The organism is Sinomicrobium endophyticum, from assembly GCF_052983315.1.
The window spans coordinates 1-14,637 of the sequence record NZ_JBRKIS010000046.1; the positions used below are offsets into that span (position 1 = coordinate 1).

At 41.1% G+C, this 14,637-nt stretch carries 15 protein-coding genes and 1 tRNA gene; 6 read left to right on the forward strand and 10 right to left on the reverse strand.

The genetic code is table 11. The features are described from left to right. The 3 genes from ACVBDU_RS19235 to ACVBDU_RS19245 all read right to left on the reverse strand — a co-directional run. Positions 1–523 (reverse strand): transposase (locus ACVBDU_RS19235; protein WP_447181341.1); only part of this gene is annotated, 523 nt, incomplete at its 3' end. Between the two features lie 744 nt (positions 524–1,267). Further along, positions 1,268–1,390: a sigma factor-like helix-turn-helix DNA-binding protein gene (locus ACVBDU_RS19240; RefSeq protein ID WP_447181342.1), complete on the reverse strand. Its 123-nt coding sequence runs from the start codon at positions 1,388–1,390 to the stop codon at positions 1,268–1,270. A 325-nt stretch (positions 1,391–1,715) separates the two neighbouring features. Continuing rightward, a tRNA-Met gene (locus ACVBDU_RS19245) sits at positions 1,716–1,789 on the reverse strand. Positions 1,790–1,964: 175 nt separating this feature from the next. Here ACVBDU_RS19245 and ACVBDU_RS19250 point away from each other — a divergent pair. Continuing rightward, entirely contained in the window at positions 1,965–2,348 is a 384-nt protein-coding gene (locus ACVBDU_RS19250; RefSeq protein ID WP_447181343.1) for an START-like domain-containing protein, read from the forward strand. A gap of 57 nt (positions 2,349–2,405) precedes the next feature. Beyond that, positions 2,406–3,260 carry an aminotransferase class IV gene (locus tag ACVBDU_RS19255; RefSeq protein WP_447181344.1) on the forward strand — a complete coding sequence of 285 codons (855 nt, stop codon included), beginning with the start codon at positions 2,406–2,408 and terminating at the stop codon, positions 3,258–3,260. A 132-nt stretch (positions 3,261–3,392) separates the two neighbouring features. Here ACVBDU_RS19255 and ACVBDU_RS19260 read toward each other — a convergent pair whose 3' ends face one another. From ACVBDU_RS19260 to ACVBDU_RS19280, 5 genes are all read right to left on the reverse strand, one after another. Continuing rightward, on the reverse strand, positions 3,393–3,953 hold the full coding sequence (locus ACVBDU_RS19260; RefSeq protein WP_447181345.1) for a YqgE/AlgH family protein: 561 nt from the start codon (positions 3,951–3,953) through the stop codon (positions 3,393–3,395). Positions 3,954–4,085: 132 nt separating this feature from the next. After that, positions 4,086–4,358 carry an HU family DNA-binding protein gene (locus tag ACVBDU_RS19265; protein WP_123214684.1) on the reverse strand — a complete coding sequence of 91 codons (273 nt, stop codon included), beginning with the start codon at positions 4,356–4,358 and terminating at the stop codon, positions 4,086–4,088. Positions 4,359–4,548: 190 nt separating this feature from the next. Then, the gene (fmt, locus tag ACVBDU_RS19270; protein WP_447181346.1) at positions 4,549–5,496 is read right to left on the reverse strand and encodes a methionyl-tRNA formyltransferase; all 948 of its coding nucleotides are present in this window, start codon (positions 5,494–5,496) and stop codon (positions 4,549–4,551) included. A 139-nt stretch (positions 5,497–5,635) separates the two neighbouring features. Next, positions 5,636–7,534 (reverse strand): RecQ family ATP-dependent DNA helicase, encoded by a 1,899-nt coding sequence (locus tag ACVBDU_RS19275; protein ID WP_447181347.1) that lies wholly within the window; start codon positions 7,532–7,534, stop codon positions 5,636–5,638. A gap of 113 nt (positions 7,535–7,647) precedes the next feature. Beyond that, a complete protein-coding gene (locus tag ACVBDU_RS19280) occupies positions 7,648–8,199 on the reverse strand; it encodes an AAA family ATPase (protein WP_447181348.1) in 552 nt (183 codons plus the stop codon). Positions 8,200–8,754: 555 nt separating this feature from the next. On the opposite strand from ACVBDU_RS19280, the gene ACVBDU_RS19285 reads away from it, so the two are divergent. The 3 genes from ACVBDU_RS19285 (at position 8,755) to murA (ending at position 11,379) form a co-directional block, all read left to right on the forward strand. Beyond that, a complete protein-coding gene (locus tag ACVBDU_RS19285) occupies positions 8,755–9,042 on the forward strand; it encodes a DUF493 family protein (RefSeq protein WP_447181349.1) in 288 nt (95 codons plus the stop codon). A gap of 276 nt (positions 9,043–9,318) precedes the next feature. Next, a complete protein-coding gene (locus ACVBDU_RS19290; protein WP_447181350.1) occupies positions 9,319–9,975 on the forward strand; it encodes a DUF4290 domain-containing protein in 657 nt (218 codons plus the stop codon). A gap of 93 nt (positions 9,976–10,068) precedes the next feature. Next, complete coding sequence (gene murA, locus ACVBDU_RS19295; RefSeq protein ID WP_447181351.1) at positions 10,069–11,379, forward strand: UDP-N-acetylglucosamine 1-carboxyvinyltransferase; 1,311 nt, start codon at positions 10,069–10,071, stop codon at positions 11,377–11,379. A gap of 1,123 nt (positions 11,380–12,502) precedes the next feature. Here murA and ACVBDU_RS19300 read toward each other — a convergent pair. Further along, positions 12,503–13,378, reverse strand: a complete 876-nt coding sequence (locus ACVBDU_RS19300; RefSeq protein ID WP_447181352.1) for a hypothetical protein — start codon at positions 13,376–13,378, stop codon at positions 12,503–12,505. Between the two features lie 8 nt (positions 13,379–13,386). Continuing rightward, a complete protein-coding gene (locus ACVBDU_RS19305; protein ID WP_447181353.1) occupies positions 13,387–14,208 on the reverse strand; it encodes a HipA family kinase in 822 nt (273 codons plus the stop codon). A gap of 189 nt (positions 14,209–14,397) precedes the next feature. Here ACVBDU_RS19305 and ACVBDU_RS19310 point away from each other — a divergent pair, with 189 nt between their 5' ends. Further along, positions 14,398–14,622, forward strand: coding sequence for a hypothetical protein (locus ACVBDU_RS19310; RefSeq protein WP_447181354.1), 225 nt, complete (start codon positions 14,398–14,400; stop codon positions 14,620–14,622). Positions 14,623–14,637 lie beyond the last annotated feature (15 nt).

A 14,637-nucleotide genomic window follows, 5' to 3' on the forward strand; every position in this document is an offset into this window, starting at 1 on the left:
CTATGCTCAACTCAGCATCTTTCAACGTACCAGTGACCACTTCAAATTGCACCTCGATGTTATACAGGTCGTTATGGTTGCCTGCCACGGGTTCGGACATAGCTAAAGGTAGTCCCTGCCTTTCACTAAGGTACAGAGCATTGGTGGTTTTATGTTTCTTACGGGCTTGGTATTCTACTTGTTCCCCACCCCTGATGGCCCAGGTATGACTACCATCCAGGTCCACACTGGAAAGGTCGAGTTTTGATTTATGCCGGTTCAGGAAGATTACCCAACAGTCCTTCCAAAACCCGCACAGGCACCATTTCCGGTAATGGTAGTAAACGGATTGCCAACTGAGCACTTTACTGTCGAAAAGGGCTTTTACAGGCAATTGATGCCACTGGACACCCGTTTTGAGCTTGTAAAGGATGGCGTTAACAATCTCAACCAATGGAACCGTCGGAGCAAATCCTCGATGAGTCTTAGGTATGTATGGCACTATTTCCAATTCTATCGTATCTTTGTCAAGTACAGAGTACATAAAGGGTTGGTTTTGATAATTGTATGTTTCGCAACACAAATATCTTCAACCCTTTTATATTTTTAAAAAAAGTTTAAATCACTTCAACAAGCTACAAGGAAACTCCAACAAATAATGGAGAAAAGAAATGAAAGAGAATATGAATGGGTAAAACATACACTGACGATTATCGCAACAGTTTTTGGTTTAATCATAGCTTTGAAAGATGGATCCTCAAAAACGCAATTAGAGCAAGTTATTTTCATAGTCACGATTATATCGACTGCGCTTTGCATTCTATGCGGATTAATATTTTTATATGCAGATACGGATACACGACATTCCTTGGCGGTCCAATACGCGGAACACATATTTCATCCCTTGTATAATGGCGAATCATTCCCGGAGGAAGTCGTACCAAAAAAGATTTTCTCCATTTTAAGAGTCTGTTTTTTTGTCTTTCTTATTTTGTCCATCTTAAGTTTGTCCATCTTAAGTTTGTCCATCTTAAGTTTGTCACTATATGCCATATTTCAGGATTCAATTTTACAGTAAAGCCATTACTTTACGAAACCGGAAGGATTTCATCTTTCATTGAGGTTCATTTACATTACCGGAAGCAATTCGGAGATTATTTTTAATTATGTAAAATTCTGATATATAATACAAAATAGTGGCGTGGAGTCATCCTGCCACTAAAAGCTTATTACATAAAAAATCAAAGCAATTTTTCCAACCAAATTCCTTATCGTACTACTAAGAACATCACAACTTCACCATCTCCGGGATCAGCGCAAAAGCCATTCCCATCCGATTTTCGACCGTTTTTACGGAAATATTGAGTTTTTCGGTGATTTCCTTATATTTCAGCCCCTCTCCAATTAACATGTGATAAAAATTTCTATCCACCTGGGCGGGAGTTCCTTAGCTTTTTAAAGTTCCCCAAGCCGTTGTTCTATGGTTTAATTCCCCCCAGTACTATGACCAACCAAAGGCATTCTGTTTCTTGATCCTTTTGGTAAATCTGGAAAGTATATAAATATCTATTTGTGATCATTATATTTAATGAGCTATGGCCTCAAATGAAAGTAAACAGGACTTAGAAATGTTAAAATTTAAGCTTTAACACAATGTTGTACCTATGTTGTACCCAAGGAAAAATTTGAGCATAAAAAAAGGCCTTCAATTTCTTGAAAGCCTTGATTTTACTGGGTAGCGAAGACGGGATTTGAACCCGTGACCTCAGGGTTATGAATCCTGCGCTCTAACCACCTGAGCTACCTCGCCATTTTTTAAAGACCGCTTTTTCGCTGAAGTAGCGGCAAAACTGCCTTTGCGGCTGCAAATATAGAAACAAAATCGGGTACGGCAAACACATAATGAAAAAAAAATATTTTATCATTTTCGGTTAGGTTTTTTGTAAGAAATAATTATATTGTCATTCTTTAAAAACGGAACAGATATGCAGGATAAAATAAAATACGAACTTGAATTTCAAATACATTCTTCGCCCCAGCTCTTGTATCAATATATCTCCACACCATCAGGATTGTCCGAATGGTTTGCCGATAATGTGAATTCCCGGGGAGAAATATATACGTTTATATGGGACGACAGCGAAGAACAGGCTAAAATGGTGCGGAAAAAAAGCGGGGAATCCGTGAAGTTCAAATGGCTTTCGGCCGAAGATGATGCCTTTTTCGAATTTAAGATCGTAGTAGATGAGATTACCAAGGACGTATCGCTTATGATCACCGATTTTATCGAAGAAGACGAGCTTGACGAAGCAAAAATGCTGTGGGAAAACCAAGTCTCCGATCTGAAGCACGTTCTGGGTTCTGCGTAAGGTTATTTATGTTTTTACCAGTATATTTGCCCTGAATAAATTTTCAGGGCTTTTTTTATGATCAATTTCAACGGCGATTTACTGCCTTCCACATCACACTTCTTAAACCAGGAAAACCGGGGATTGCGCTATGGAGACGCGCTTTTTGAGACCATACGGGTAGTAAATTCGAAGATATTCTTTTGGGAAGAACACTATTTAAGGTTTATGGCCTCTATGCGGATTCTCCGCATGGAGATCCCGATGAACTTTACCATGGAGTATCTGGAGAATGAGATAAAGAAAACTCTCGAGGCCAATGCCATGTCGGGCAAGGCAGTGAGGGTAAGGCTGGGGGTGCACCGTGAAGGGGGAGGACTGTATCTGCCGGAATCCGGAAACGTGGCTTATATTATTGAAGTACGTGAACTGGATAGTCCCTTTTATACGCTGAGTGGGGAAACCTGTACGGTAGAACTCTTTAAGGACCATTGGGTGAATTCCGGTTTATTATCTACATTAAAAACAAACAACAGGATTATTAATGTTCTGGCGGCGATTTACGCCGAAGAAAACGGTTACGACAATTGCCTTCTCCTCAACGAAAAGAAAAGTGTCGTAGAGGCGGTTAACGGGAATATCTTTTTGGTTAAGGGCAATACGATTAAAACACCTCCGCCGGAAGACGGCTGTATTAACGGGATATTGCGAAAACAGCTGTTAAAAATACTGTCCAAACTGGAGGGATATGCCGTGGAGGAAGCTTCCGTTTCTCCGTTTGAATTACAAAAGGCAGATGAGTTGTTTATCACAAATACGATTACGGGAATACGTCCGGTAACCAACTACAGGAAAAAGCAATTCCAAACGAATGTAAGCAGGGACCTTCTCGGAAAATTAAACCTGCAGGTACGCCTTGGCGGCGGTAATTAAACCACTGCGGGCTGCAAATCCGGAGGTTAGGGAAATGACCATAGTCCGGTTATCAAGTCAACACTCAATAACCCGGTAACCTAATTAACTTAACAACAATAAAGCAGGGGGGTAGTAACTTGCTTTCGGTAATCAGTTGAGATTAGGATTTTCGGGGGCATTGGACCATAAAAGGTAATCCCCTCCGAATTCCACCATTTTTTCCTTCCAGAAGGAAGAAGCCGATTTGCGGATGACACTGCTTTTGTATGTGTTTTCCGACACGATCCAGGAGTTGGATTGTAATTCCTTTTCGAGTTGGAGCGTCTCCCAACCGGAATATCCCAGGAAGAATTTTATATCGGAATTTTTAATTCCGCCGTTGTTTATCTGATCCACTATGACCTCAAAATCACCTCCCCAGTAGATCCCGTTGGATATTTCGATGCTATTGGTGATGAGTTGCGGCACTTTATGGATAAAATAAAGATTATCCTGTTCTACGGGACCTCCGTTGTAAATTTTAAAGGATTTGACAACTTCCGGAATGAGTTCGTTCAGGCGAAAGGAGAGAGGTTTATTGAGAATAAAACCAATAGACCCTTCGTCATTGTGTTCTGCTAGCAGGACTACGGACCGGTTAAAAGAAACATCCCCTATGATAGAAGGTTCGGCGATCAGTAAATGTCCTTTTTGTGGCTTAAGAGCAATCATAGGCATTTTGTTTCTTTAAATCTAAAGAAAAAAAAGATAAAAACAAATATAAGTTTGGAGAAATTGAGATTGAGATATAAAAAAACACCTGCTTTTACAGGTGTTTAGCATTTATTTTAAAAAAGGAGATGACTAATTAACCGCTTTGCTAAGTTCAGCTCCCGCTTTAAATTTAACTACTTTTTTAGCAGCAATTTTGATGGTTTTTCCAGTTTGCGGATTTCTCCCTTCTCTGGCAGCTCTTTTAGAAACTGACCATGAACCGAAGCCTACCAAAGACACTTTATCTCCCTTTTTTAGGGTTTTTTCAATACTTCCCAGGAAAGACTCCAGGGCCTTCTTGGCCGCGGCTTTGGTGATACCGGCATCAGCAGCCATGGCATCAATTAATTCTGTTTTGTTCATAATATAAGAATTTAAAAAATTAATTGTTGGTTAAACATCGTTTTTAAAATGGTTACACAAATTTATACGGATTTCATTATAACGCAAGTAAAATAAGGGGAAATCCCTTTTTTTGTTAATAACTTCGGAAAATTGTTGATAAAGTGTAGCTTTTTTCTTTGCATTTGCTGAGCCCAGTAATTATAAGCCCTTAGCTTACATTGGCTTCCGGTCCGAAAGCATATCCGTTAAGTACATCGGTAATGTGCATTTTTCGTTTTCCGGGAAGCTGGATTTCCAGCAGCCGTATGAACCCGTCTTTAACGGCAATTTTCACTTCGTTCTTTCCGGTAATGACCTTTCCGGCAGGTTCGGAGTGCCCTGTTTTTTCTTTTTCTGCACGGAATATTTTTACCTGGTCTTCCTTTTCTCCATCGGTAAGTATGGTCCATGCTCCAGGATAGGGACTAAGTCCGCGTATATGATTGTAAATTTCGTCGATGTTTCCGTTCCAGTTTATCTTACAGGTATCCTTATGTATCTTGTTGGCTGTTTTCAGTATTTCCGGTTCTTCCTGTTTTTGGGTTACCACTTCACCTGCTTCTATCTGCCGTACAGTAGCAAGTACGAGTCCGGCTCCGGCATCCATCAGTTTGTCGTGCAGGTCTCCTGCATTTTCTTCGGGACCAATATTGGTTTTCGTTTGCATAATGATTTCGCCGGTATCTATCTTGTCATCGATAAAAAATGTGGTTACCCCCGTAACCGTTTCGCCGTTCATAACAGCCCTGTTGATGGGAGCGGCTCCCCGGTAGTCGGGGAGGAGTGAAGCATGGAGATTAAAGGTACCGTACCGGGGCATTTGCCATACGGCACGGGGAAGCATGCGAAAAGCGACAACCACCTGCAGGTTGGCTTCCAGAGACTGCAACCCGGAAAGAAATTGTTCATCCTTTAAGTTTTCGGGCTGCAGGATGTTAAGATTTTGTGATGCGGCGTATATTTTTACGGCAGACTCCTGAATTTTTCTGCCTCTGCCCGCAGGTTTGTCCGGGGCGGTAATAACACCTACTATATTATAATCGTTTTCTACCAGTTTCTTTAGGGTTCCCACGGCAAAATCGGGAGTTCCCATAAATACAATTCTCAAGTTTCTCATTGTTCTTGATATTAGATTTGAAGTTCGGGAATACACCTTAGCGTATTCATATCCCTTGTTTTACTCACTAAGTGAGATTTGAAATACTACGGCGTCTGCGCCGAAACTCTTTTATAGTATTTTACAGGATGTTTAGTCGCTATCCGGATACTCCGGACTGGTTAACTTCGTATTCGTTTTTATCGTTTATACGTATCTTTCCGGCTTCCAGAAGTTTCTTTAAAACATCCAGCACATATTTTTCTTTGAAGGTAAGTATTTCCGTCAGTTCTCTCGAGGTCATACCTTTTTGCCTGAGGGCTTTCACGGTTTCTTCTTCAATGATCTTTAGTACTTCACCGGAAATACCGTTTTGTTTTTTACGGATGCACACGGAGCATATACCACAGTCCGTACCGTTATTTTCGTCGAAATACGAAAGTATCCGGATACTTTTGCAGGTTTTATCGTCTTCTATATACCGGATAACCGAGTCTACCTGTTCGTATTTCTGTTTATTCTGTTTTTTAATGCCCTTGGCAATGATGTTTATGGTAATATCATCTTCACGCGGCACGAGAAAGGTAATACGGGCGTCCGTGTGTTCCGCGTTATAGGAAATGATTTCGTCTTTAGCCAGTTGTTCCAGCACCGCGATCACCCTTTTTTCTTCCGAAGCGGTTTTTTGGGCTATCAGTTGCGGGTTCACCTTGATTTCGTTATCAAATATACCGCCATATGTACGGAGGATAGCCTGGATTATGTGTTCCGAACGCTGGTTTTTGTCCATGTACTGAAATAACCGGTGATTGGTTACTGTGAATTGTACGGTGGTTTTCCTTTCGAATTGTTCGGAAAGCGAGATAACCGAATTGCGGTCCAGCAGTTTAAGTGCGTTGTACGTAAGTACCGGGTTTAGATGGTAGGTAGAGCAAAAATGGTTGAAGTTAAAGGAAAAGGTAGTGTTTTCTCCTTCGCCATAAGATATCTGAAAATAGTTGTTCAGTTTTTTGTACAGTAGTTTAATAAAAGCGACATCGGGCAGGTTATCCAGGAACTGTTTTTTCAGGTGTTGTTCGTCCTGGCTGTTTTTGAGGATCACGGCAAACGCTTTTTCCCCGTTTCTGCCTGCTCTGCCTGCTTCCTGGTAATAGCTTTCCATATTTTCCGGCAGGTGCATGTGGATAACTGTTTTTACATCCGGCTTGTCAATCCCCATGCCGAAAGCGTTGGTGGCCACCATTACCTGTGTGGTGTTGTTCAGCCACCGGCGAAGTTTATCGCTTTTCTCTTCGGCGGTGATTCCGCCGTGGTAATAATCGGCGGTGATATTATTGGCATTGAGATGCGCCGCTATTTCCGATGTGGCTTTGCGGTTGCGGACGTATACGATAGACGAATCCCTGTTTTTACGCAGTATTTGTTTGAGCCTGTACAGTTTGTCTTCTTCTTCGAAGACCATATAGGCGATATTGGTGCGTGCAAAGGACTTCCGGAACACGGTAGCCTCCTTTATCTGCAGGTTTTCCAGTATATCGTCTACAACTTTTGCCGTTGCAGATGCTGTAAGGGCTACTGTTGGTACCTGCGGAAACATCTCTTTCAGTATGGCACAGTTGCGGTAAGCGGGACGGAAATCGTTACCCCACTGGGAGATGCAATGTGCTTCATCGATAGCAACCAGGTTTACGGGCATCTGCCGGATCCTTTCCAGGACTATTTCCTGTTGCAGTCGTTCCGGGGAGAGATAGAGAAATTTATAATTCCCGTAAATACAGTTGTCCAGTATACTGTCTACTTCGTCGTATTTTAATCCTCCTGCCAGGGCCGCGGTTTTAATGCCTTTGGCTCTGAGGTTTTCTACCTGGTCGCTGATAAGGGCCACCAGGGGAGACACCACAATACAAATGCCTTCCCTGGCCAGTGCGGGGACCTGGAAACAAACAGACTTTCCACCGCCTGTAGGAAGGAGCGCAAGAGCGTCCTGTCCGTCCAGTAAAGCATTGATGATCTGCCTTTGCGGATGCCGGAAGGAGTCGAACCCCCAGTACTTGTTCAATATTTGAAGCGGTTCTATCGTAGCGCCGGGTTTTAAGGTTGTATTTTCGGGTTATCTCCCGTATTTATTTTGAAATGCCGGAAAAATGCACTCCCGGCAATCTCTTTATCTGCTCATTTGCGGAGGATCATTTCCAGGTGTTCCAGTATAAAATCCGCCCTGTAGGGTATGGGCCCCGTAGGGACTTCTATAAAGTTGTATCCGTAATTTTTATACGTAGCTTTTATAAAACGGTGAATGGCCTCGGCCTGTTTAAAATCTTCATAGCGTTCCTTATCAGACACATAAATAGCTTCCCACGGAGGGAGTAAAAATACTTCATCATATTTACAATGCCGGCACACTTCCCTGAAAAAATCCGGATAGGACGAACCTGCATAGTCCATATAGGCCAGGACATCGGGCACGCCGCGGTCTATAAAAACCCTTTCGATACCGAGCGCTCCGGCATCCGTAAATTGCTTTTTTCGCCCTTCCAGCAGTTTGGTACTGAACAACAAAGGCTCCGTCAGGAATAGTTGATCTATACCTTGTTCCTGTGCTTCGGCCGTGACCTGTCTCGATATTTCCGGAAAACAGGTGTGTCCTCTCCGGGTAAATTCATCCAATACAGATGATTTTCCCGTTCCGGGTCCACCTGTTATTACAATCTTCTTCGTATTCACCGTATTTTATTGGTCTCGGTTTGCGGGTTTAAAACCCTGTTTCCGATAGTTATTGGGTTATTTAGTTAATGGGTTATTAGGTGTTTCCTAACGGATGGAATAACCTAATAATCTTATTTTACCATCATTCCTGTACCCGTGGCCAAACGGACTTTCGGTCTGTTCCAAACCTATGACGGGTATTAACCTCATGATAGTAGTATTTCCATAAAAGATGCAAAATAAGGAAATGCCGGTGTAACTAAAAAATGAAAATGCCTTCCGGGGCATATATTCCCCCCGGATTCCCTGTTTTTTTACTCCCGGGCCTCAAAATCTTGTTCTGTGACCGGTACAAGTTGTGAATTGCAAGTTACAAATTACAGTTAGTTGCATGAGCGTAAGCGGCTGAGTGCCCCAGCGCAGCGATGGGTGTATCGAAGCCCCGGGCGTTCCGGTTTGTAATTAAAGTTTTTTTAATGCGTTTGCCCTGGGTTTAATGTAATATAGCGGAGAAAATTCCGTTAGAAGATGTATCTTTGCGATATACGACACTTAATATTTGGAAATTCAGACATGGGTTCGGAAAAGGAAGAGCAATTCTACGAAAGATTAAAAGAAGAACTGAATAATACCACTACCTGGCCATCCAGTTATTTATACAAATTCATAATCCCGACGGACAAGGAGAAAATAACGCGGATCGAAGACATTTTTGACAACAAAGGGGCAGTGATAAACAGTAAGAAATCTTCTAACGGGAAATATACCTCGGTTTCGGTTCAGTTGATCATGGAAAGTGCAGATGCTGTGATAGAAAAATATAAAGAAGTGGGTGAGGTAGAAGGAGTAATCTCACTTTAAGAGCATGTTTAAAAAGAATTCAATTGGAACAAAAATCATCATTTCCTGCCTGCCGGCAGGTTCGCTAGAATCAATCCTTTTTAAACATGCTCTAAGAGGGGAAAAAAAGAAATTCCGGATTCCGTTATTCTTTTTTATCGGTTGTTTATTTGTCGGATAATAAGGAATCTTAATCCGGTTTTGGAAAAAAATTAGTATTTTGCACTCCGTTATTTCACTTCGCCCCATAGTTAGTCGTACTTCAATAACATAAATTATTTAATACCTTATAATATTTTGACGGACAATTTAGAATATAATACAGAGCGTGAGAGGCTCATAATTCCCGAATACGGGCGGCATATACAGAAGATGATCGATTATGCCATATCCATAGATGACAGGGATGAGCGCAATAAGGTTGCCAGGGCCATTATCGGTGTTATGGGAAATCTTAACCCTCACCTGCGGGATGTTCCCGATTTTCAGCATAAACTCTGGGATCAACTTTTTATCATTTCCGATTTCCGGCTCGATGTGGATTCCCCGTACCCGAAACCGGAAAGAGAACTCCTGGAGCAAAAGCCGGAACCCCTGGAATACCCGCAAAACCATCCGAAATACCGTTTTTACGGCAATAATATAAAAAGGATGATCGATGTGTGTAACAGCTGGGAAGATAGCGATCTGAAAGAAGGATTGAAATTCACTATTGCCAATCACATGAAAAAGAGCTTCCTGAACTGGAATAAAGACACGGTTGAGGATGATGTTATTTTCGGACATCTTTACGAACTGAGTGATGGTAAAATCAACCTGGCCAAATGGGACGAAGATCTTTCGGACAGTGATGATCTTATGCGTGGAAAAACCAAGCACAGCACCGGAAAAACCAATCCGAAGAACCGAAGTAACGTCAACGGGAAGAATAACCGTAATAAAAAACGCTACTAGAACATATTAGTCAAATCCCGATTTCAATTTTATTTTCTTTACGGTAAGCGGAAAGGGGAGGAGTTGAAATTTTTTAAATACCATGGTCTTTAAATGGGTATATTCAAAATAGAAGGAGGTCACGCCCTGCAAGGGGAAATCATCCCGCAAGGTGCAAAAAACGAAGCTTTACAGATATTATGTGCCGTTTTACTCACGGAAGAAACGGTTACCATTCACAATATTCCCGATATACTGGATGTCAATAAACTGATAAACCTGCTCGGAAGCCTGGGAGTGAAAACCGAAAAACTGGGCAAGGGAGCGTATAGTTTTACGGCAGACAATGTAGATCTGGATTATTTACAGGCGGAACAGTTTAAGGAAGACGGCAGGGGACTCCGGGGATCGATCATGATCGTTGGCCCTTTACTTGCCAGGTTTGGCATGGGATACATACCTAAACCGGGCGGGGACAAAATAGGCCGCAGGCGACTGGACACGCATTTTGAAGGACTCATAAAGCTCGGTGCGAAGTTCCGCTACAACCGGGAAGAGTATTTCTACGGTGTGGAGGCCGAAAAACTTTACGGGACGTATATGCTGCTCGATGAAGCCTCTGTGACCGGTACGGCCAATATAGTTATGGCCGCTGTTCTTGCGGAAGGTACTACTACTATCTACAATGCGGCTTGCGAACCTTATTTGCAGCAACTCTGCAACATGCTGAACCGCATGGGAGCCAAAATAAGCGGAGTAGGTTCCAACCTGCTCACCATTGAAGGCGTGGAAAAATTGCACGGCACTACGCATACCATGCTCCCTGATATGATTGAAATAGGCAGCTGGATAGGCCTCGCCGCCATGACGCAAAGCGAACTGACCATTAAAAATGTCGGTTGGGGAAGCCTGGGGCAAATTCCGAATGTGTTCCGTAAACTCGGAATTACACTAGAAAAAAGGGACGATGATATTTATATTCCGGCACATACGGAAGGATATGAAATACAGAGTTTTATCGACGGTTCCATACTAACCATTGCCGATGCACCCTGGCCCGGTTTTACCCCGGACCTGTTGAGTATAGTGCTGGTAATAGCAACACAAGCCAGGGGAAGTGTGCTTATACATCAGAAAATGTTTGAAAGCCGCCTGTTTTTCGTGGATAAACTCATAGATATGGGGGCCAAGATCATTCTCTGCGACCCGCACCGGGCTACGGTGATAGGCCATGATTTTCAGTCCAAACTGAAAGCAACCACCATGACATCTCCGGACATACGGGCGGGAGTAGCCTTGTTGATCGCAGCGCTTTCCGCCAAAGGAACTTCAACAATACACAATATAGAACAAATAGACCGCGGATACGAACACATAGATGAACGCCTGCGGGCCATAGGTGCACGTATAGAGCGTATATCGTAGTTTTTACAGGATAGAAAATTTAAGAAAAGCCGGATGATCTTTGGAAAGAAAGGTCATCCGGCTTTTTGTTGAATGGAATGCGGAGTACAAACTTATTTATGGGATGAATCTTTTAGGGAGGGGCCTTATTATGTAAAATAGAAGAAAAGGAGAAAGTTCACTAAAATTATAATTTCCGGGATAGTGAGTTAACCGGAATATTCTTTCGGATATAAAAGATCTAACATTATAGACCAGTGCATAATTTTCATATTCCGGATAGTTTGTGCGGAAACTTTCAAATACACAAGTTTTGAGAAAGTGTCTTTAAGGGTGAAAATTTTAAGAAATCAGGATTTGAGAAATTTGCATACAAAATGATTCACATAATCATTACTACGGTCATTTGGCATAGTGCTCATATTTTTGATATTCCGTACCAATGGCCGGAAATTTTCAAATACGCGAATTATGAGAGGGTTGTTTTTCTGTCGTAATTTATGCGTCTTATTAAAATTCCAGGTATAGAGTAGTATTCGAAATATTCTATTTTACATAATATAAATTATAGTTCAAATACCTGTATCTTGTAATTTACCCAAAAAGATCGGGCTTTCCTGAGCGTTTAATCTTTTAAAGAAAAAAGTCAAATTCGGCTTTTTAAGAACGACCGGAATTTTAACTATAATTTGCCGTGGCGCCTGTGCTGAGTTTATCGAAGTATAAAAATGCCGCTTTGCCGACGTGCTATTGCTTTGTAAAAATTAAATGCTTTAGGCATTTATTTTCACACACAAATGCGAAGCATTCACGAACTCCTATAAAAAAACAAATGGAAACAATGTGAGTAATTTCCAGCCGCCTGGCCAGCGCTAAAAAAGCAGAACGTTTTGGCTGTTGCCTGATAATTACGCTATACTAAATATTTTGTCCGTGAAAAGTTTTAAGCAAGTTATGGCCCGGGTGTCCGTAACCGCTAAAAATTTTCCCTGCCGCATTTTCCCTTGTAAAATTTCTTAGCCGTTATTCGTTCTCGCTTCTGTTGGACGTTTCCCAATTTTGATACATCCTAATAGTATGTCAAATAGAAATTACAATCTGTTTTTGATGTTCTGTATTTCGTATTGGCTTAATTCCTTATTGATTATTCTTGTGTAACGATATTTTCTTCATCGAAGAAAGGTTGCACGTTGTGTAGTTTCATGTACTTGTCAATCTTCTCAATTTCATTCAACGGAACAAATTCAAGAAAATCGGAATCATGAATAGTTTTCCAGGTCTTATGCTGATTCGGATGAGTCTTTTTCGAGGGTTCCTTTCCAATTACGTAATACTGACCATTGTTATTGCCGTTCAATTCAAATGCTTTGGTAAGTCCTATGAATCTTGCTACATCATTATCAAGAAAATAATTTCTCTTAAAGAAATCGAATGTATGACCGGCAACAGGTTTTTCATTTTTACCAATAAAATCAACGTCTGTCGATGCAAACAGATTAGGAATCTCGTTTGATGTCAGGTGGCGGTCAATATTTACGTGGGTTTGAATCTTGGGATAGAGGTTTTTCCTGACTTTCTGAAAAATGGTTTGCTTTTTCACAACTTCTTCCAGGTGCTCCAATTCAAATACATATTTCTCAAACAGCTTTTCAAACAGTTCCTTGTTTACTTTAAGATTGATCGGCTTTGGTTTTGAGAATGAAAGCAGATTATTAGAGTATTGAGACAAATAGCTGAAGTAACTTTCTTCAATGAAGCGTACCGATTTTTCATCATTTAACCGGAGCTTTCCATTTTCAACCTTACCATCAAGTTCCGTGATTTTGCTTTCAATGTTTTTCAGGTAGGATTTCAACAAACCAAAAGCCGGAGTAGGAATTAACTGCTTGACAATATTGAGCTTTGGAACGGAATAATGGAAGAAGACCTCACTGTCCTGCCTCAAAAACAAGGCAATACTCACCTTCTCGTCCAGTGATGGACGAATAGGAACATACAGTATGGAATAAAATGTGCTCATCTTTTCTATTAATGAATGCCAAGTTGTACGTATTGTCTGAATATTTGTTCGGTCTGTTGCAGCCAATTCTTATCAAAAATCTGTTCAATGTAGTTTCTGACTTGTGCTCTATCTATGCCCCAAGAATCCGGCAGATCTGCCAAAATATCCTCCAAGTTTTCATGACATTCGTTACTACAAAGATACAAATCTTCGGCCAAATTGTCTAACGCTGCGTTTAATTTCACTCCCTTGCTGAATAGAATCTTGGCTGCATCTGTTGTCAGAAGCGTTTCATCCTGAGTAAGATGGTAGAGAGGCATGTTCAGACCACCACTGTTAAAGCAAGCCACATGGTCAATAGCATTAAAGGTATATGTTCCGTCCTGTTCGGGCTTCAAAATCAGGTTGTAGTTGTTGTGGTTCCTGTCCTCATTAGAAATCCATAAATCAAACAAGCCAATCTTTAGAAAATCTTCCCGGGAATTGATCTTGGCCAGTTCATAATAGTTACTCTTAAAGATCTCAAAAAACTCATCCACCTCCTTTGCATGAAGAAGGAGTTTTGAACCAAAACAATGCTTCCGAAAAAAGCGAGTTTGCAAACGGCCTCCAATCATAGTATTCGGTATATGTTCAGGTAATACCGTTACCAAGCTCATTGGAGGGGTGGACAGCCCCCAAAGGTTTAGGAATCTTGAAGCAATAAACTCATTGAACAGGGAATTAACCGATTGATCGTATTTACATACCCAATCTTCAATATCATCACAGGTAACCAATACCGGACTGCTGCCATTGGTATCATAAACTTTGTGTATAGCTTCTATGGATGTACGGTACTCTACCACTATTTAACCCTGTTTGAATCTTGAAATCAAGTACTCCAGTCTTTTAAAATGAGATAATCTTGTCTTCTTTCAAATATATAGAATTTTAATATATAAATGATTTACGGGAAATCGCATTAAAATCTTTAAAACATTATATTCTTCAATTTTGAGATATTTTTACTTAACACAATTCGTATATTTGAAATTATGAACGCACGTCTTACCCAGGAACAAAAAATAAGAATTTTAAACTCCGATGATGTTTATAAGGTCATGCAGCAAGTTTTGTTGCGTGAAAATAAAATTAGGCGAAATCAGGAGTATTTTGGGGTGGTCGGGTTAGATGCCATTAAAAATATACCGGTATTAATAATTTGTTTATCAGTAAGTTATGGAGATTTAGATATCCTGCCACAAGACCGTATGCCCTAACCGTTAGCTACAATC

Excerpts from the sequence above, each read along its gene's own strand:
- ACVBDU_RS19240 (WP_447181342.1), bottom strand. The coding sequence starts at position 1,390 with ATGTTAATTGGAGAGGGGCTGAAATATAAGGAAATCACCGAAAAACTC.
- ACVBDU_RS19250 (WP_447181343.1), top strand. The coding sequence starts at position 1,965 with ATGCAGGATAAAATAAAATACGAACTTGAATTTCAAATACATTCTTCG.
- ACVBDU_RS19255 (WP_447181344.1), top strand. The coding sequence starts at position 2,406 with ATGATCAATTTCAACGGCGATTTACTGCCTTCCACATCACACTTCTTA.
- ACVBDU_RS19260 (WP_447181345.1), bottom strand. The coding sequence starts at position 3,953 with ATGATTGCTCTTAAGCCACAAAAAGGACATTTACTGATCGCCGAACCT.
- ACVBDU_RS19265 (WP_123214684.1), bottom strand. The coding sequence starts at position 4,358 with ATGAACAAAACAGAATTAATTGATGCCATGGCTGCTGATGCCGGTATC.
- fmt (WP_447181346.1), bottom strand. The coding sequence starts at position 5,496 with ATGAGAAACTTGAGAATTGTATTTATGGGAACTCCCGATTTTGCCGTG.
- ACVBDU_RS19285 (WP_447181349.1), top strand. The coding sequence starts at position 8,755 with ATGGGTTCGGAAAAGGAAGAGCAATTCTACGAAAGATTAAAAGAAGAA.
- murA (WP_447181351.1), top strand. The coding sequence starts at position 10,069 with ATGGGTATATTCAAAATAGAAGGAGGTCACGCCCTGCAAGGGGAAATC.
- ACVBDU_RS19300 (WP_447181352.1), bottom strand. The coding sequence starts at position 13,378 with ATGAGCACATTTTATTCCATACTGTATGTTCCTATTCGTCCATCACTG.
- ACVBDU_RS19310 (WP_447181354.1), top strand. The coding sequence starts at position 14,398 with ATGAACGCACGTCTTACCCAGGAACAAAAAATAAGAATTTTAAACTCC.